This is a genomic window from Nonomuraea sp. NPDC003709 (assembly GCF_040610775.1).
In the GTDB taxonomy this organism is placed as follows: Bacteria; Actinomycetota; Actinomycetes; order Streptosporangiales; family Streptosporangiaceae; genus Nonomuraea; species Nonomuraea angiospora_A.
In genome coordinates this window covers 48265-66510 of sequence record NZ_JBEXMW010000015.1, presented here as the reverse complement: position 1 = coordinate 66510, position 18246 = coordinate 48265, and the positions used below count along the sequence as shown (strand labels likewise).

13 protein-coding genes are annotated in these 18246 nt (G+C 70.6%); 9 read left to right on the top strand and 4 right to left on the bottom strand.

Going from position 1 to position 18246, the window contains the following annotated elements:
• Positions 1–6: 6 nt before the first annotated feature.
• Together ABZX61_RS37795 and ABZX61_RS37790 are read right to left on the bottom strand one after the other, a co-directional pair.
• Entirely contained in the window at positions 7–1347 is a 1341-nt protein-coding gene (locus tag ABZX61_RS37795) for a hypothetical protein (RefSeq protein WP_355201081.1), read from the bottom strand.
• Positions 1348–1721: 374 nt separating this feature from the next.
• Positions 1722–3041, bottom strand: a complete 1320-nt coding sequence (locus ABZX61_RS37790) for a pectinesterase family protein (protein WP_355201079.1) — start codon at positions 3039–3041, stop codon at positions 1722–1724.
• A gap of 211 nt (positions 3042–3252) precedes the next feature.
• On the opposite strand from ABZX61_RS37790, the gene ABZX61_RS37785 reads away from it, so the two are divergent.
• From ABZX61_RS37785 to ABZX61_RS37765, 5 genes are all read left to right on the top strand, one after another.
• Positions 3253–3768, top strand: coding sequence for a hypothetical protein (locus ABZX61_RS37785; protein ID WP_355201077.1), 516 nt, complete (start codon positions 3253–3255; stop codon positions 3766–3768).
• Positions 3769–3934: 166 nt separating this feature from the next.
• Positions 3935–5218, top strand: a complete 1284-nt coding sequence (locus ABZX61_RS37780) for a sugar ABC transporter substrate-binding protein (protein ID WP_355201075.1) — start codon at positions 3935–3937, stop codon at positions 5216–5218.
• A gap of 119 nt (positions 5219–5337) precedes the next feature.
• The gene (locus tag ABZX61_RS37775) at positions 5338–6198 is read left to right on the top strand and encodes a sugar ABC transporter permease (RefSeq protein ID WP_355201073.1); all 861 of its coding nucleotides are present in this window, start codon (positions 5338–5340) and stop codon (positions 6196–6198) included.
• Between the two features lie 2 nt (positions 6199–6200).
• A complete protein-coding gene (locus ABZX61_RS37770; RefSeq protein WP_355201072.1) occupies positions 6201–7019 on the top strand; it encodes a carbohydrate ABC transporter permease in 819 nt (272 codons plus the stop codon).
• A gap of 31 nt (positions 7020–7050) precedes the next feature.
• Positions 7051–7929 (top strand): nucleoside hydrolase, encoded by an 879-nt coding sequence (locus ABZX61_RS37765; protein WP_350733814.1) that lies wholly within the window; start codon positions 7051–7053, stop codon positions 7927–7929.
• Positions 7930–7932: 3 nt separating this feature from the next.
• Here the strand turns inward: ABZX61_RS37765 and ABZX61_RS37760 are convergent, their stop codons facing one another.
• Complete coding sequence (locus ABZX61_RS37760) at positions 7933–9441, bottom strand: serine/threonine-protein kinase (RefSeq protein ID WP_355201070.1); 1509 nt, start codon at positions 9439–9441, stop codon at positions 7933–7935.
• Positions 9442–9698: 257 nt separating this feature from the next.
• Between ABZX61_RS37760 and ABZX61_RS37755 the strand changes: the two genes are divergently transcribed.
• On the top strand, positions 9699–12053 hold the full coding sequence (locus tag ABZX61_RS37755; RefSeq protein ID WP_355201068.1) for a LuxR C-terminal-related transcriptional regulator: 2355 nt from the start codon (positions 9699–9701) through the stop codon (positions 12051–12053).
• Between the two features lie 8 nt (positions 12054–12061).
• On the top strand, positions 12062–14158 hold the full coding sequence (locus tag ABZX61_RS37750) for an AAA family ATPase (protein ID WP_355201066.1): 2097 nt from the start codon (positions 12062–12064) through the stop codon (positions 14156–14158).
• Positions 14159–14237: 79 nt separating this feature from the next.
• On the opposite strand, the gene ABZX61_RS37745 is transcribed toward ABZX61_RS37750, so the two are convergent.
• Entirely contained in the window at positions 14238–15299 is a 1062-nt protein-coding gene (locus ABZX61_RS37745; RefSeq protein ID WP_355201064.1) for a LacI family DNA-binding transcriptional regulator, read from the bottom strand.
• Positions 15300–15745: 446 nt separating this feature from the next.
• Between ABZX61_RS37745 and ABZX61_RS37740 the strand changes: the two genes are divergently transcribed.
• Both ABZX61_RS37740 and ABZX61_RS37735 read left to right on the top strand, forming a co-directional pair.
• Positions 15746–17719, top strand: a complete 1974-nt coding sequence (locus ABZX61_RS37740) for an alpha/beta hydrolase (protein ID WP_355201063.1) — start codon at positions 15746–15748, stop codon at positions 17717–17719.
• An 81-nt stretch (positions 17720–17800) separates the two neighbouring features.
• Positions 17801–18241, top strand: coding sequence for a hypothetical protein (locus ABZX61_RS37735; protein WP_355201061.1), 441 nt, complete (start codon positions 17801–17803; stop codon positions 18239–18241).
• Positions 18242–18246 lie beyond the last annotated feature (5 nt).

The window sequence follows — 18246 nt, the reverse complement described above, 5'->3', positions numbered from 1 at the left end:
CCGATATTATGTTGTGACATCAGTGGTGTCAAGGTCCCAGAGGATGACGGACAGCGCGAACGGCGAGATGGTGTGGTCGTCGTGCGTGGCGTCCTCAAGGAGATCCCACCGTCCGTGCTCGGGCCGCCCGCCGGCGAGCAGCGCCACCCGGTCGCGTACCGGGGCCTGATAGACGCGGTGCCCGACCCCGTTGAAGCAGCACTCGTCGAACCGGTTGAGGATCTGCACCTGCCCGCGCCCCGGACCGACGGACGCCAGCACGTACATGTCGAGGAAGTCGTCGGAGGTGGCGGCGTAGAAGCCGGGCAGCGCCTCCTTGGTCTGCTCCCAGTCGCCGGTCGTGGGGCGCGGCTTCGGCGAGGCGGGACGCAGGAAGAACGGCAGCGACCCGGCCGTGGGATAGCTGCGGGTGACGCGCGGGTCGAGCGCCGCGAACACCGTCGTCGCCCAGCCCCCGCCCGACAGGCCGATCATCTCGACGGAGGCCGGCCGGTACGTGGCCTGCGCGTAGTTGAGGGTGACCGTGAGCGGTTCGAGGAAGAAGGTCAGGGCGGAGAACTCGGTGCTCTCCCAGGGCGGGAGCTCGCGGTGGGAGGGGTTCGGCAGCAGCTTCGCCGGGTCCTTGGGGTCGGCGATCTGCTGCTGGTTCCAGTGCTGGAACGGCATCGCGTACGCCATCACCCGATAACCGCGGTCGAGCAGGGCCTGGACGGTGCGGAGCATGGTGTCGAACGGCTCGCCGTGGCCGTTGTGGTAGAGCGCGAGGCGCCGGTTCCAGGCGCGGCGCGGGACGATGTCGTACACCTTGGCCGAAACCTGGTAGCCCAGGGGGACCGTCAGCCGGTCGATCCGGCGAACACCCGTCAGGGAGGCGAAGTCGGGAGCCGGCACGCCGGTCTCGACGGTGGGGAGCGTCTTCGGCTGCCCCGCGCCCTTCCAGATGTAGTCGATCATGCCCTTGCGTTTGGCGGCGATGTCGGCGGCCGACGCGATTCCGATCAGCGGCTCGATGTCGACGCCTGCGACGGCGGCCGGCAGCGTCTTGTACTCGGGCCCGAACCTGGCCGCCACCTCCTGATTGACCGGCGCCACCGGCCGCGGCGCCCCCTTCCCCCCGCGCACCCCCTCATCCAGCCCACCCGTTCCCACCGCACTCCCGACCCCCGCCGCACTCCCGCTCCCGGCGTGGCCCACGACCCCGGCCGCGCTCCCGCTTCCGGCGCGGCCCACGACCCCGGCCCCCGCACCGGTACGACTCGCCGCCTCGGCCGGCCCCGCGACGACGGCAGCCCCGATACCACCCAGCACCCCGCCCAGCAGAGCACGCCTACTCGCCAACTTGTCCATCTCATCCATTCCTTCCACTACGTCAAACCCGTGATCTCAGCACCCGCCGCCACCCCGACCCGGTTACCGGGAGGTGCACCGCCCCGGCTCGGTGGCCGGAGCCGTATCGCCCCGATCCAATGGCCGGGATGCGCCGCCTTGGTCCGGTGGCCGGGAGGTGCACCGCCCTGGCTCGTTCTCTGGGAGGCGTGTCGCCTTGGTTTGGTGGTCGGGAGGTGCACCGCCTTGGTCTGGCGGCCAGGAGGCGCACCGCCCTGGTCCGGCGTCCGGGGTGCACCCCTCCGGTCCGGGGGCCTGGAGAGGCACCGCGGCGGTCCTTCGCCAGGAGAGCGCATCGCCCTGGTTCGGTGGCCGGAGGTGCGCCGCTGCCCGGCTCAGCGTGACCGGGGATTCCAGCCGCCCAGGACGAACGACGGGTCGCTCCACTTCTCCGCCTCGGCGGTCGTCAGCTGGCGGGAGCAGGGCAGCCGTTGCGCGGTGTCGATGGCGCGGCCGGTGGTGAGGTCGGTGCTGCCGTACTCCCAGAAGGAGAGAGTCTGTGCCTGCGCGCAGTCGTTCGGGTCTATGGCCCAGCCGACAGGGGCGATGTGGCCGTCCATCTCGGTGTCGATGAACACCGCCTGGCTGTGCGTGAACCGCCACACGGCGCTGCGGCTCAGCACCACCGAGCCGTCCGGTACGCCGGGGGCGCGCGTCAGCTTGGTGCGGACGAACACCGCGCCCGGCCGGGTCGCGTCGTTGCGGCTCTGCGAGATGTAGCCGGCGTCCGTCGACTCCAGCACCGAGTCCTGGATGAACACCGTGCCGGTGCCCCACACGAAGTCGGTGTCGCCGCTGATCCGGCTGCCGGTGACGAACCCCTTGCCCTGCAGGCGCAGGGTGTCCTGGTGGCTGCGCAGGTCCACGCGTTCGAGTGCGATCCGCTCGTTGTTGCCCCGGAACGCCTCCGCCTGCGAGCCGCCGTCGGGGGTCGTGTTGTGAAGTGTGAGGTTCTGAATCCGGAAGTCCGCCGCGTCCACCCCGAACATGGCGCGCCAGCAGTTGTGCAGGTCCGAGGTCTCCAGCACGCGGCGCGGGCACACATCGGCGGGGCCGCCCTGGCGCAGCGCCGCGTCACCGTTGCGCAGATCGTTGTTGGCGTACTGGATCACGGTCCGGCCCGCGCCCGCCCCGCGCACGGTGATGTGCGGCCGGTCCTCGCGTACGTAGACGATCTCGGTGTAGACACCCGGCCGTACGTCGATCGTCACAGGCGACTGATTGCCGGTCGGCACGGCGTCGACGGCGCCCTGCACCGTACAGAAGTCCCCGGTCCCAGCCCCGGAAACCGTCAGGTGCCGACTCTGAACCCCCCGCTTCCGGGTTTTGAAGCCCCACCTTCCGGCATCCTGCACCCCGCCGAACCCCGTGAACACCTCGGGGTCGACGGTGACGTAGTACTCCTGTCCGTACTCGAGCTGCCGGTGCAGGTACACGTTGGCCGCGTTGCCGTCGATCATGATCGATTCGTACGAGAAGTCGTGCGGCAGGCCCGTGTCGGAGACGGCGGCTCCGATGTTCTTCTTGTCGGCTTTGGCCGCGGCGGCTTCGACCCGATCGACCAAGGCGCCGTCGGCGACCCGGCGCACCTCGATCGCGCCAGAGGAGCCCAGCGTCGGGGGTGCCGGGAAGCTGATCTTCAACGGCGCGTCCACGCAGGTCCCCCTCGCCCGCCCGGGCACCGAAAACCGCACCCCCGTCCCACCGTCAGTGTCTGGTCCGCCGAGGGTTCCCGCCCCATTGGGCACATCCCGTCCGCTGAGGGTCCCCGCTCCATCGGCCACGGTTAGTTCCGTGAGGGTCCCCGCCCCATTGGCCACGGTTGGTTCCGTGAGGGTTCCCGCTCCATCGGCCATGGTTGGTTCCGTGAGGGTTCCCGCCCCATCGGTCGTGCTTGGTCCGTTGACGCTTGCCGCCCCGATGGCGGCTGCGGCTCCGCTGGTCGTCGCTCTGTCGATGGCGGCGTTGGCTCTGCTGCTGGTGGTCGTGGCTCCGTCGATGGTGGCTGGGCCCCAGTTGGTGGTGGCCGCTGCCGCGGTGGTGGTGGCTGTCGTGCTGGTGCTGGTGGTCGCTCCGTTGGGGGTGGCTGTGGTTCTGGTGCGGGTGGTCGTCCCGCCGGTGGTGGTTGTGGCTCGGCGGTGCCGGTCACGGTGGATGGGGGCGTGTCCGGTGGTTGTCCCGTCGGTGGTGGTTGTGGCTCTGCTGGTGGTCGTCCTGGCGGTGGTGGGTGAGGTGTTGCTGGTGGAGGTGGTCCCGGCGCTGGCTAGGGGGGTCGTTCCCGGGGAGGTGAAGGGTGGGGGAGTGGGGGATAAGGCGAGCGCTGCGGTGAGGAGCGTGGTGATCGGGGCCTTCACATTCACCTCTCTGAGAGCGAATGGATAGTTGGCTTTGAATATATATGTAGACGGCTCGACAAGATCGGTCAAGAGTGGAAGGTCTTGTCGGTTCGTGGGGGTTCGTGGCATGCTGGGCGGCCATCGTGCATGTGACACGTGTAGAGTCGGCGCTTGACCTGGTCAGCGGCCGGAAGGCTTGAAGGAGCAAAGCCATGAAGAAGAGCCTGGCCCTGGTGAGCCTCCTGGCCGTGCTGGCGGCCGGGTGCGGATCCGGAGGAGGCGGGGGCGGGGGAGATTCGGCGTCGAAGACGCTGCGGTTCGTCGGGCCCGAAGATCCCAAGACTTTCCAGCCGGTCATCGACGGGTTCCAGGCCAAGAACCCCGGCGTGCAGGTCGCGTACACGCAGATCCCCTTCGACCAGCTCAACAGCACTCTGCAGCAGCGGCTGGCCGCCAAGGACGACACGATCGACGTCTACACCGTCGACCAGCCGCGCGTCGCGGCGCTGGCCACCCGGGGGTTCCTGGTCGATCTGAGCGACTGGAAGGACCGGGTCAAGCAGGCGGCCCTGCCCGCCCAGTACGAGGTCAACGAGCACAACGGCAAGCTCTGGTCCGTCCCCATCTGGACCTCCGACCAGTTCCTCTTCTACAACAAGACCCTGCTGAAGAAGGCCGGGATCACCCCGCCGCCGAGCGACCCCGCCAAGCGCTGGACGTGGGAGCAGACGATCGAGGCGGGCAAGAAGGCGCAGGCCGAGGGTGGCGCCCAGTGGGCGTTCATCCCCGAGCAGATCGAGCAGTACTACCAGCTGCAGAGCCTGGCCGAGTCGCTCGGCGGCGGCTCCGGGATCACCGGGCCCGACATGCTGACGCCCGACCTGACCACCGACGGCTGGGTGAAGGCGATGACCTGGTACCGCGACCTGTTCGCGAACAAGCTGGCGCCGCGCGGGGTCGGCTCGTTCCAGACCTCGCCGCTGTTCAGCGAGGGCAAGGTGGCCTTCTTCGCGGGCGGCCCGTGGGACGTGGGCGTCTTCTCGGGGGCCAAGGACCTCGACTGGGGCGTGGCGCCGTACCCCTACTTCAAGGGCGGCAAGCAGGTGACGCCGACCGGCTCGTGGTCCTGGGGCATCAACCCGGCTTCGGAGAACCAGCCGCTCGCGCGCAAGTTCCTCGAGTACGCCTCGCTCGACCCCGAGGGCAACCTGCTGACCACGAAGGCCACCACGATCATCCCGTCGAACCGGGCCGCCTTCGAGAAGTACGTCCCCACCCTCGACGCGCTGGGCGGTGACAAGAGCAAGGGGGTCGGCGAGATCCTCACGTACGACGCCGACAACACGGCGGTCGCGCGGCCCAGGTCGGTGGGGTACATCCAGTTCGAGGACATCATGACCAAGGCGTTCGCCGACATCCGGAACGGAGCCGATCCCAAGGCCCGGCTCGAACAGGCCACGCAGGAGGTCAAGACGGCCTGGGCCCAGCTGCGATGACGGGCGCGTCGGACGGGCACCACCTGTCGTCCGGAGGCGGAGGCGGAGGCGGAGGCGGAGGCGGAGGCGTGGCGGGTATGTCGGGCGCGCCGTCGTCTCGGCGTAAGCGGAGCGGCCGGGTGGTCGGGCGGCCGGTGCTGGTGTCGCTGGCGTTCCTGGCGCCCGCCCTGGTCGCGCTCCTCGTTCTCCGGCTGATCCCCGCCGTCATGGCGTTCGCCAGCAGCCTGAGCCACACCAGCCTGGTCACCGGCGAGACCACGTTCGTCGGCCTGGGCAACTACGCCACGCTCTTCGCCGACCCGACGTTCCTCCAGAGCGTCCGCGTCACGCTCGTGTTCAGCCTGATCGTCAACCCGCTGCAGATCGCCGCCGCCCTGGCCCTCGCGGTCCTGTTCACCCGCCGCTTCGCGGGCGTCCGGTTCCTGCGGGTGCTGGTGATCCTGCCGATCGCGGTGCCCCCGGCGGTCTCGGCGGCGATCTGGAGCGTCGCGTACCGGCCGGACGGCCTGCTCAACTCGGTGCTGAGCGTGCTGGGCATCCCGCCGCAGCCGTTCCTCACCTCGCCGGGCCAGGCCCTGTGGTCGCTGATCGTGCTGCTGTCGTGGATCGGCGTCGGCTACTGGATGATGTTCCTCATCGCCGGGCTCCAGGACATCCCCACCTCCCTGTACGAGGCCGCCGCGATCGACGGCGCGTCGGCCTGGGCGCGCTTCTGGCACGTCACGCTGCCGCTGCTGCGCAGGCCGCTGGCGTTCGTGCTGGTGGCGGACACGGTCTCGAACTTCCTCGTCTTCGCCCCCGTACAGATGCTGACCAACGGCGGCCCGCAGGGCTCCACCAACGTCACCATGTTCGACATCTTCACCCGCGCCTACTCCGTGGGCGACCTGAACCTCGCCCAGGCCGAGGTGATGCTGCTGGTGCTGCTCGTGCTGGCCGTGGTGATCGTGCAGTTCCGGCTGCTCCGGGGGAGGGACTGACCGTGTCCAGACGTCTGTACGCCCTGCTGGGCACGATCGTCGGCCTGGTCTTCGCGCTGCCCCTGCTCTGGGCCCTGTCCAGCTCGTTGCGCGGCGGCTCGGAGATCTTCCGGCACATCTCGCGGCTGTCGTGGGAGACGCTCGTACCGGCCGTTCCCACCCTCGGCAACTACGCGAGCCTGGTCACCGGCGACTTCGGCCGCGCGATACTCAACTCCCTGCTCGTGGCGCTGGCCACCGTGGCCGTGGGCCTGCTGATCTCGGCGGCGGCCGCGTTCGGGCTGTCGGCGGTGCGGTTCAGGGGCCAGGGGGCGCTGTTCGCGATCGTGGTGCTCAGCTTCCTCATCCCCTTCGACGCGATCGCGATCCCGCTCGCCACGCTGTTCCGCGACTGGGACCTGACGAACACGTACGCCGGGCTCATCCTCCCGGGCCTGGGCCACGGCCTGGCCATCTTCCTGCTGCGCCAGTTCTTCCTGGCCATCCCCAAGGACCTGGTGGAGGCGGCGCGCATCGACGGGCTCGGCTGGTTCGGCGTGTTCGCCAGGATCTACCTGCCGCTCTCGCGTCCCGCCCTGGTGAGCGCGGGCCTGACGCTGTTCATCTTCCAGTGGCAGTCGTACGTCTGGCCGCTGCTCATCGGCACCGACGCCGAGCACCAGCTCGGCCCGATCGCCTTGGCGAACATGCGTGGCCAGTTCACCATCGACTACGGGCAACTGTTCGCGGGCTCGATCGTGCTGACGGTCATCCCGCTGCTGATCATCCTGCGCTTCCAGCGTCACTTCACGCAGTCCATCGCCACCACAGGTCTCAAATAACCTCCGAGAATAACCTCCGAGAAGGGTCTCCATGAGTTCTTCGACCATGCGCGTCATCTTCGACACCGACATCGGCTCCGACGTGGACGACGCGCTCGCGCTCGCCGTCCTGCTCGGCTCGCCGGAGGTGGACCTGGTCGGCTGCACGACCGTCTACGGTGACACGTTGCTGCGGGCGCGCCTGGCCAAGCGGCTGGTACGTCTCGCGGACCGGTCCCTGACCGTCATCCCGGGGGCGGCCAAGACCCTGACGGACCGGCCCGTCTGGTGGGCGGGTCACGAGGGCAGGCTCTTCACCGACCTGGAGACCGAGGCGGTCGACTCCGGGGACGCGGCGGCGTACCTGGTGGACCAGGTGAGCCGCGCGCCCGGCCAGGTGGACGTCGTGGCGGTCGGGCCCCTCACCAACCTCGCCAACGCTCTGACGGCGTCGCCGTCGTTCGCCCGGGACGTCCGGCACCTGTGGATCATGGGAGGCCGCTTCAACGACCCAGAGCCTGAGCACAACCTGCGCTGCGACCCGGAGGCGGCGGCCATCGTCTTCGGCTCGGGGGCGCCGATCACGGTGACCGGCCTGGAGATCACCACCACGGTCCGGATGGACGCCGCCGACGTGGCCGCCGTCGCGGGGGCCGGGGCGCTGGGGGAGGCGCTGAAGGCGGAGATCGAGCAGTGGTGGCGGTTCTGGAACGAGGAGTGGAACAGCCCGCACGACCCGATCACGGTGCTGAGCATGCTGGCGCCGGACTTGTTCGCCTTCAGCCCGGAGGGCCGGGTGGAGGTGGGGGCGGACGGCTCCAGCACGTTCGTGCCCGGGGGTGGCCGTACCCGGGTCACCGTCTCGGGCTCGCCGGAGCCCATCGCCCAGGAGATCGTCCGCCGCATCGTGGCCGCCGCCACGAAGGCATGATCATCATGACAGCCGGCAGGTCGTCTCCTGCGAGTACGCGTACTGAGGCTGCTCGGCGACCGCGTCGCGGCCCTGGTACTTCCACTGGCACACCGCCGTCGCGGTGATGGGTTTGGTCGTCATGCCGAAGCACGACAGCGAGCTCCAGTTTCCGCCGGCCATGCTGTAGCCCTGCGCTTTGCAGTATTCATGCGCGTCGTTGAAGGTGATCGAGCCCTGGGAGGGCGCCGGCGGGCTGCTCGGGGGCGGTGTGGTTCTGGTCGGCCTGGTCGTGGGCCTGCGGGTCGGCTTCTTGGTCGGCTTCTGGGTGGGCTCGACGACCGGTGCTTTCGTACGCGGCGTCCTGCGGGTCGGGCTCGACGTGCCGCGCGGGACGGCGCTCGTGCTGGGCACGGCCTCGGCCGCCGACGACCGCTCGATCTCCGCCGGGGCGGGTGTGTCCTGCGTGGTCGGCGTTTCAGGCGCGCTGGAGGAAGGCAAGGCCACGGGCACCGACGCTACCGCGGTCGCCGCGGTCGTCCCGGTCGCCTTGCTGCCGGACGCGGCGGGCACGAGCGCGAAGTAGCCGGCCGCCGCGGCGGCGACGAGCAGGGTCGCGCCCGCCGTACCCATGATCAGGCCGCGCCTCCGGCCGTCCGCCTTCTGAACGGTGACGGCCGGGCGTCCCGGCCGGCTCACCGGAACGGTGTTCCAGACCGGGGACGGCAGAGCGCGCAGGCGTTCGATCACCTGAGCGGCGGTGGGCCGCCGGGCCGGGACCTTGGACAGGCACTCCCCCAGCAGCGCCCGCACCGCCCCGTCCAGCCCGCCGAGGTCCGGCTCGCCGTGCAGGATCGTGTGCAGGACGGCGGGGATCGACTCGCCGGTGAAGGCGTGCTGCCCGGTGGCCGCGTAGACCATGGTCGCGCCCCAGGCGAACAGGTCGCTCGCGGGCCCGACGTCGCCGCCGGAGATCTGCTCGGGCGCCATGTAGGCGGGGCTGCCGATGGCCTGGCTGCTGACGACCGACTGGCTGAGGTCCAGCGCCCGGGCGATGCCGAAGTCGATGACGACCGGTCCCTCGGGCCCGAGCAGCACGTTGCCGGGCTTGAAGTCGCGGTGCACCACGCCGGCCTCGTGGATGGCCATCAGGGCGGTCGCGGTGTTGATCGCCAGCCGCTGCAGGGCGGCCGCCCCGCGCGGCCCGTTGTCGCGTACGGCGTCATGCAGCGACGGCCCGTCCACGAACTCGCTGACGATGTACGGCCTGCCCCCGAGAAACCCGCAGTCGAGGATCTGGGCCGTGCAGAAGGGCGCCACCCGCCTGGCGGTCTCCACCTCGTGCAGGAACCGTTTCCGCTCCCGGTGGTCGGCCATCAGGTGCGGGTGCAGGAGCTTGACCGCCACCGGGCCGCCGTCGCCGCCGCGCCCCAGGTAGACGGTGCCCTGCCCGCCCACCCCGAGTCGCCCTTCCAGGCGGTAGGGTCCCACCGTCCTGGGATCCTCGGCCAACAGGGCCAACACTTCGGCCACCAAGCCTCCAGCCCGTCAGTGGGCCAAGATCGTATCAGAGCAACGCCAAGGTCAGTTAAGTGACGAGTCAGACACTCAGCGCAAAATTTGTTCCACGCGCGAGGCCGGGGTTGCCCATGATTCGGTACAAGGTCCAGATATGCCCGTTGACCAGGCATATCGTCCGGGTCATCGGCGCCCGTCCTGGGCATATGTTGGTTATATCGGCTCTTGGTCGCGTACGGTGACCCACTCGGTGGAGCCGATGCGAGGCATCGATGACCATTGCCACGTTGCGCGCCTCGGCGCAGACGTACGCCGGCGGTCTGCCCGCTGAGGTGACCAGTTTCATCGGGCGTCGGCACGAAGTAGCGGCGATCAAGCGCTTGCTCTCCGAGGCCCGGATGGTCACCCTCACCGGTCCGGGCGGCGTCGGCAAGACCCGGCTGGCCCTGCGCGTCGCCACCGACCTGCGGCGGGCCTTCCCCGACGGAGTCTGGCTGGTCGAACTCGCCGAACTCGACAACCCGGCCCTGCTGCCCCAGGCCACGATCGCCGCGCTGAAGATCCAGAGTCACACCGCCCGGCCACCCCTCCAGGTGCTCACCGAGCACCTGTGCGGGCGGCGGACGCTGGTCGTCCTCGACAACTGCGAGCACGTCCTCGACGAGTCCACCATGATGGCCCAGGCGCTGCTGCGTTGCGCCCCGGACCTGCGCATCCTGGCCACCAGCCGGCAGCCGCTGGGAGCCGTCGGCGAGCAGGCGTTCCCCGTGCCGACGTTGCCGCTGCCGGGCTGCGACTCCCAGCCTGACACGGCGTCCGCCATGTCCGACGCGGTACGGCTCTTCGCCGAGCGAGCCACGGCCGTTCTGCCCGATTTCACCGTCACGAGCGAGAACCAGGACCTGATCGAGCAGATCTGCCGCCGCCTGGACGGTCTGCCGCTCGGCATCGAGCTCGCCGTCGTACGGCTGCGCGTGCTCTCGCTCCACCAGCTGCTCGACCGGCTGGACGATCTGTTCGGGCTGCTCAACACGGGGCCGAGCGCCACGGTGTCCCGCCACCGGACGCTCCGCGCCCTGATCGACTGGAGTCACGGGCTCTGCACCGAGGACGAGCGCCGGCTGTGGGCAAGCCTGTCGGTGTTCACCGGCAGCCTGGATCTGGAGGGGGTCGAAGCGGTCTGCGCCGGGGCCGGCATCGCCCATGACGAGATCCTCGATCTGATGATCGGCCTGGTGGAGAAGTCCGTCCTGATCCGCGAGGAACATCCGTACGGAGTGCGATTCCGGCTGCTGGACACGATCCGGCAGTACGGGCGTGAGCGTCTCGTGGCCTCCGGGCAGGAGCAGGAGCTGAAACGCCGGTATCGCGACTACTACCGGCGGCTCTCGCGTGAGGCGCAGGCGCAGCTGTTCGGCCCGGCGCAGGCGCAACTGCTGACCCGGCTGCGCGTCGAGCACCCCAACCTGCGCACCGCCCTGGAGTACTGCCAGGCCGAGCGCGCCGGGCTCTGCATCGACATGGCGAGCGACCTGCTCGACCACTGGATCACCAGCAGCCACCTGGGCGAAGGCCGCGACTGGCTCGAACAGGGACTCGCGCAGCCCGCCGCCCGGTCCGAGGTCAGGGCCCGGGCGCTGTGGGCATGCGGCTCGCTCGCCATCATCCAGGGCGATCAGGCCTCGGCCGTCGGGTTGCTGGCCAAGAGCAGGACGCTCGGCGAGAAACTCGGGCTGGAACCGGTGCTCGGCTACGTCGCGCTCTACTCCGGAATGGTCGCCATGCACGCGGGAGACACCGAGTCGGCCGTCAAGTCCTTCGAGGAGGCGGTGACCCATCATCGCGCCGGTGGAGACCCGGCGGGCCAGGTCCAGGCGCTGACCTGGCTCTGCCTGGCGCACTCGTTCCTCGGCGGCTCGGACAGCGCCGTCGCCGCCGCCGAGGAGGGCATCGCCATCTGCGACGCCCACGGCGAGGGCTGGCACCGGGCGTACACGATGACGGCGCTCGGCATCGAACGCTGGCGCCAGGGCGACGTGCGGCGCGCGACCGCCTTGGAGCAGGAGAGCCTGCGCGTCTTCCACGCCCTGGACGACTCGGTCGGGGTCGGGCTCACGATCGAGGTGCTGGCCTGGATCGCCGCCGCGCAAGAGGAGTACCCGCGGGCCGGCGCGTTGCTGGGCGTTCTGCGCAACGTCTGGGAGGCGATCGGCACGCCCCTGCTGGGATTCGGCCACCTCGTCCGGTACCACGACGAATGCGAGGACCGTACCCGCCGGGCCCTTGGCGAACCGGCCTTCCAGGCGGCCGTCAAGCGCGGGGCCAGGCGCTCCGCCGACCAGGCGCTCGCGTACGCCCTCATGGAGGAGGCGCCCTCGCGCGGCCCGTCCGGTGAGGAGGACCAGTACACGCCGCTCACCCCGCGGGAGACCGAGATCGCCCAGCTCATCGCCCGGGGGATGCGGAACAAGGAGATCGCGGCGGCGCTGGTGATCGCTCAGCGCACCGTCGAGGGCCACATCGAGCACATTCTGTGCAAACTCGGCTTCAATTCCAGGACCCAGATCGTCGGCTGGGTCGCGGAGCAGGCCCGCCGCACCGGCGAGAGGCCGCCCGGCGGCGAGTGATCATGTCTGTGAAAGACACGATCTGGAGCCCTCCGGACGCCGAGGAGCCGGCGGCGGACCGGCGGCAGGCCGACGCTCCCGGCTTCGTCGGACGACGGCATGAGATCGCCCAGGTCAGGCGGCTCCTGGCCAAGACCCGCCTGCTGACTCTGACCGGCGTGGGCGGGGTCGGCAAGACCCGGCTGGCGCGCCGCGTCAGCGAGATCCTGCCCCGGAGGTACCGGGAGGGCGTCCGGCTGGTGGAGCTGGCCACCATCGACGACGAGGACCTGCTGGCCCCCGCCGTGGCCGCCTCCTTGGGCATCCACGACCGCACGCCGGACCTCGAGGCCCAGCTGATCGAGCACCTGGCGGACAAACAGCTGCTGCTGGTGCTGGACAACTGCGAACATCTGCTCGGAGCGTGCGCCCGGCTGGTGGAGCAGCTGCTGTACGGCACCTCGCGGCTGCAGATCCTGGCCACCAGCCGGCAGTCGCTCGGAGTGTATGGCGAGCGGGTGCTGCCGGTGCCGTCCCTGCCGATCCCGCGGCCCGGCGACCGTACCCGCGACATCGCCCGGCGCGACGCCGTGCGCCTCTTCACGGAGCGGGCGGCGACGATCCGGCCGGGCTTCCACGTCGACGCGGCCAACGCCCGGGCGGTCGCCCGGCTGGCCCGGCGCCTGGACGGGATCCCGCTGGCCATCGAGCTGGCGGCGGTACGGTTGCGGACGACCTCCGTGGAAGACCTCGTGAACGAGCTCGACGAGCGCCTGGACGCGCTGGCCGAGGCCGGCCCCGGCAGGCTGGCACGCCACCAGACCCTGCGGGCGACCATGGAGTGGAGCTTCGGGCTGTGCTCGGCCGGCGAGCGGCGGCTGTGGGAACGGCTGTCGATGTTCCCGGGGGGAGTGGACGTGGAGACCGCCGAAGCGGTCTGCCCCGGGCAGGGACTGGCCCGCGAGGACGTGCTGGATCTGATGATGGGGCTGGTGGACAAGTCCATCCTGGGCGTCGCGGAGCCGCACGGCGCCGGGGCCCGCCACCGCATGCTGGAGACCATCCGCGCGTACGGCCGCGAACAGCTGCCCGCCGCGCACGCGGAGGCGCTGCGCGAGCGGTACATCGAGCACTATCGCCAACTGGTCGAGCAGGTGCGCGTGGACCGGGTGGAGCCGGGCCAGATCGATCGCATGCGGAAGCTGGAGCCGGAGCTGCCCAACGTACGCGTCGCCCTCGACCTCTGCTTCGGCCGGCCCGGCGACGCCGCCGCCGGTCTGGAGATCGCCGCCGAGCTGTGGGCCAACTGGCTCGTCGCCGGTGGTCTCAGCGAAGGCCGGTACTGGCTGAAGCGCGGCCTCGCGCTCGTACCCCGATCGAGCGTCGCCAGAGCGATGGGCCTGTGGGCCGACGGGCTGCTCGCCCACTACCAGGGCGATGCGGCGGCGGCCGACGCGCGGGAGTGCCTGGCGCTCGCTCGTCAGTTGAGCGATGAGAGAGCGCTCGCGTTCGCCGTCCAGCTCGCCGGCGTCGCGGCGTTGTCCGAGGGCGACGTCGAGGGCGGGCTCGCGCTCCTGGAGGAGGCCCGTGCCCGGCACTGGGCGAGAGGCGACGTCCACGCGGTGGGGGTCACCCTGTATGTCGCCGGCCTCTTCGCCGCCACGATGCGTCCGGACCGGGCCGCCGAGTACGGCGAGGAACTCGTGACGTTGTGCGAGAGGCGTAACGCTACGCTCTTCCGCGCGTACGCATTGTACGCGGTCGGCATGGCCCGCTGGGAGCAGGGCGACTTGCAGCAGACCGAGGCCAGGATGCGGGAGGTGGCCGCGTTCTGGGGCGCCGCGAACGACCGGTGGGGCCTTCCGCAGTCCCTGGAGGTGCTGGCCTGGACGGCCGCGGCACGTGGCCGGTACGAGCGGGCCGCCCGGCTGCTGGGAGCCGCCCATGTCCTGTGGGAGGCGGTGGCCGCCTCTCCGGCGCGGATGCGGTACCAGGCGAGATCGCACCAGGAGTGTGCCGAGCGGGCGCGCCGGGAGTTGGGGGCTCAGGCGTTCACGGCGGCCTTCCGGGACGGCACGCGGCTCGGGCTCTCCCGGGCGATCGCGTACGCACTGGAAGAGCCGTGACAAGCCGCTGCCCGCGGCACGCGTGCCCGGGTGATCAGCGGCTGCGTGATCAACGGCTGGGGGATCAACGGCTGGGGGATCAACGGTGCAGGCGAGGCTCAGGGCAGCCGCAGGAGCCGCGGGTGACGAGCGTGGCGGAGAAGATCTTGGTCACCGGCTCCACACCCTCCGACTCGATGGCGCCGACCAGCGTCTCCGTAGCGTGGCGAGCCATCTCGTCTATCGGCTGGCTGATCGTCGAAAGCCCGGGCACCGTGTACGCCGCCTCCCGCGCCCCGTCGAACCCCACCACCGCCACATCCCCGGGCACCCGCAGCCCGAGATCGGCAGCGGCGCGCATCGCGCCGATGGCCTGGCCGTCGATGGAGGCGAACAGGGCCGTGGGACGCGAGGGCGACGACAGCAACCGGAGCGCGGCCTCGTAGCCACCCTCCAGACTCAACTCCCCCTCCTCAACGAGCCCCGCCCCTTTGACAAGCTCGGCCTCCTCGACCAGCCCCGCCTCCGACCCGGCGGCGGCCGCGGCCTCCTGGAGCGCGCGGCGCCAGCCCGCGGCCCTGAGCCGCACGGGGGTGATGTCCAGCGGGCCGCCGACGAAACCGATGCGGCGATGGCCGTGCTCCAGGAGATGTCGGGTGGCCTGATAGCCGCCCTCCTCGTCGTCCACCGCGAGCCGGGAGAAGAACGGCGGCGCCGCGTGGTCGATGGTGACCACCGGAACGCGTCCCCGCATCTCCTCGGCCTGATCGGCCGAGACCGGCACCCTCATCAGCACCAGCCCGTCGACCTGCCGCTCCAGGAACCCCCTGACATAGCCCTCCGCCCGCGCCGGATCCTCGGCGGAGTTGCCGAACAGCACCGAGTAGCCCCGCTGCCAGGCCACCTCCTCGCAGGCCCGGGTGAACTGGCCGAAGAACGGGCTCTTCCCGCCGGCGCTGTCGGAGGCGATCACCCCGATGGTCCATGAGCGCCGCGAGCGCAGCGACCTGGCCACCGCATTGGGGCGGTAACCGAGCTGCTTGATGGCGTCCAGCACACGCTGCCGGGCCGCAGCCGAGACCGGCCGGGGCCCGTTGTTGATCACGTAGCTGACCACGGCGGGCGAGGTGCCCGCCAGCCGCGCCACGTCGTTGCGCGTCACCACTCGCGTCTCACTCCGGCATTCACGAACCCAGCTTATGGGCCGGAACACCCCATACAGGTCTGCGGGTAGGCGGGCGATACCGGCGGCGACCGGCTGAGCGCGAAGGCCACAAGCCGCCGAGCATGGTGATCAAGATGGACCGGCGTTTGCGACGCAGCCGCAGCTCTTCCGGATAGCGCAGCGGGCGGCCTCGGCCATGTCCGCCGAACGGAGAGGTCGGCCTAGGGAGACCGGGTCAGCGAGAGCCCTCCGGGGCGCGGGAGGCGAAGCGCCTGTGGCACGACCACCTCGAAGGGGACGCGGGGCAGCGTTTCCGCGGACGAAACGGGCGGGTGGCGTTCCAGGGGAAGGCCGTCCTGGCGATCGCGCTTGACCGTGCTTGGTCACTCAGTGCGAACAGTCGATAACTTCTAGTTATGACGAGCCGTCGTACGGTGGCGACTGTGTCACCGTACGAGGTTGTGGCAGGTGACACGGCAGGGTTGGAGGAGGCCCTGGCGCGGGTGGTGCGACTGGCCGGCGATCACGTCGGCGCGCTCGACTCCAGCATGCGTTACATGGCGGCCCACGCCTGGGTCGGCGGTGGCGCCGGCCCCTTCACCCAGGCCATGGGTGACCAGCGGGCCCGGCTGCAGCGTGCCTTCGAGGTGGCGGCCGCGCAGGTCGCCGACCGCATCCGAGCCCTCGGCGGGCACGCCGCCCCGCCGTCGCTGTCCACCCCGCTCCCCGCCGCTCCATCTACGCGCGGCGGCTACTCCGGGATGAACGTGGAGGCGATGACCCGCATGGTGGCGGATCTGGAGCGGGTTGGGCACGAACTCCCCGCCGCGGGAGGTGTTCTCTCTGCGGCGCTGGGCTCCGCGGGCGTCAGCGCCGCGCCCGCCCAGCAGGTCGGGGGCGTGGGCGCCTGGGCCGCCGGACAGGTCGTCGACCTGCGCAGACGGCTGACCCTGCTCCAGAGTCGCCCCGATGGAGAGGCGGCCACTGCGGCCGTGCTCGGCTTCGGGCTGTTCGGCGGGTCCGCCCCGGCCCCGGGCACCATCGGCGACGTGATGGCCGCCGCCGCGGCTGGCGACACCTCTGCGCTGGAGAAGATGGTGGCGGCCCAGAACACCGGCAAGGACTCCACCCTCGCCGCCCGGGTCAGCGCCTGGTGGCAGCTGCTCGACCCGGCCGCCCGCCAGCGGCTCATCGAGGCCGCGCCGCAACTGGTCAGCTCGCTCAACGGCGTGCCCGCCGCCACCCGCGACAGCGCGAACCGCGCCTACCTCGCCATACGTAAGGACGCCATCGCCAAGCGGCTGGCGGAGCTCCGGGCCCTGGACGAGTCCCTGGCGAAGGGGATCATCATGGCGGACGCGTGGCGGAGGATGAGCACGCGCCGCGAGATCGAGGAACTGGAGAAGCAGCAGCGGCAGATCGAAGCCGTCACCAAGAGCCTGGCCCTGGGCGGGGTCAACGGCCGCCCGCCCGCGCTCCTGCTCGCCCTCGAACTGGGCGGACTCGGCAAGGCCGCCATCTCCTTCGGCGACCCTGACAAGGCCGACCCGGTGGTCACCTCCGTGCCGGGCACGGGCAGCACCCTGGAGGGGATCGGCGCCGACGTGGCCCGCGCCGGAACCCTCTGGGACCAGGCGAGCCGTTCGGCCCCCCACACGAAGACCGCCTCGATCCTCTGGCTCGGCTACACGGCCCCGCAACTCGACGCCGGGATCCTCCGAGCTGACACCTCCGTCGCCTCACACCATCTCGCCCAGGCCGGAGCCGGTCCGCTGGCCAGCTTCCTGGACGGCCTGCACGCCACCCACCAGGCGGCCGGCACACCCCGGTTCACCGTCCTGGGCCACAGCTACGGCAGCGTGGTAACCGGCATCGCCGCCCAGACGAGGAAGGGGACGTTCGCCGATCAGCTCATCCTCGTGGGCAGCCCGGGGACGATGGCGATGCAGGCGGGCGATCTGGGAGTCAAACAGGTGTGGGTAGGGGAGTCCCCGCAGGACCCGGTAGCCGACCTGGGGCACCTTCCGGTGAGCGGTGGGCGGCACCCCATCTCGGGCGTGCTGCAACCCGCCCTCCCGAATGGCCCAGGCCCCTTCGGCGCCGACCCCAGCAACATCGCCTTCGGCGCTCGGCGTTTCGTTGTCAGCCCTACGCCAGTCTCGGGCTTCCTGGCTTTTACTGGGTATGACATCGGGACGCACTCCGGTTACTGGAACGATGAGTCGGTCTCGCTGAGGAACATGGGATTCATCATCGCTGGTCGATATGACCAGGTGACGAAGCTGCCGACGCCGAAGCAGGTGCCGACTCCGACACCCTTGCCGACACCGTCGCCACCTCCGGCACGTCCTTCTCCTGAGCCCGTGTCCCCGCCGTCGCCCAGTCCGCAGCCGTCGCCGACCCCGCCAGGAGACTAGATGTTCCGCTCCGCCAGGTTGATCATCGCAGCCGCGGTTCTCGTCGCAGGATGCGCGCCCGGTGGAGCTCTAGGAGGAGCGATGAACGAATCGGCCGACAAGCCGACGATCACCAAGGCACAGGCACTGGCCCGCATTGAGCAGCTCATCAACGGCACCGTCGCCATCATGCATCCCAAGCCCGAACTGGAGCTGCACCAGCCCAGTCTCAACGACAGCCTGTGCCTCGACCCGGTCGACGGAGGCTCCGAAGATCGGCTCATCATCAATCGCACGTACTACCTGCGCGGGCTGCCCAAGGGCTCGCTCAAGAAGGTGATCGTCGAGGTGAAGGCGTATTGGCAGAGCCAAGGCCACTACATCGAGGCCCAGTCCGACAACGGCCTGCAACTCTATGGGCGCTCCCGCCCCGACGACTTCTTCATCACCATCGGTTGGACGGAGGGCGACGTGCTTTCCCTGAGCTCCACCTCTACCTGCCTGTGGCCCAACGGCACCCCCGAGCCCTCCTCCACGCCCTGACCCCC

Coding starts and splice junctions, on each gene's coding strand:
- ABZX61_RS37780 (WP_355201075.1), top strand. CDS start 3,935: ATGAAGAAGAGCCTGGCCCTGGTGAGCCTCCTGGCCGTGCTGGCGGCC.
- ABZX61_RS37735 (WP_355201061.1), top strand. CDS start 17,801: ATGAACGAATCGGCCGACAAGCCGACGATCACCAAGGCACAGGCACTG.
- ABZX61_RS37755 (WP_355201068.1), top strand. CDS start 9,699: ATGACCATTGCCACGTTGCGCGCCTCGGCGCAGACGTACGCCGGCGGT.
- ABZX61_RS37765 (WP_350733814.1), top strand. CDS start 7,051: ATGAGTTCTTCGACCATGCGCGTCATCTTCGACACCGACATCGGCTCC.
- ABZX61_RS37795 (WP_355201081.1), bottom strand. CDS start 1,347: ATGGACAAGTTGGCGAGTAGGCGTGCTCTGCTGGGCGGGGTGCTGGGT.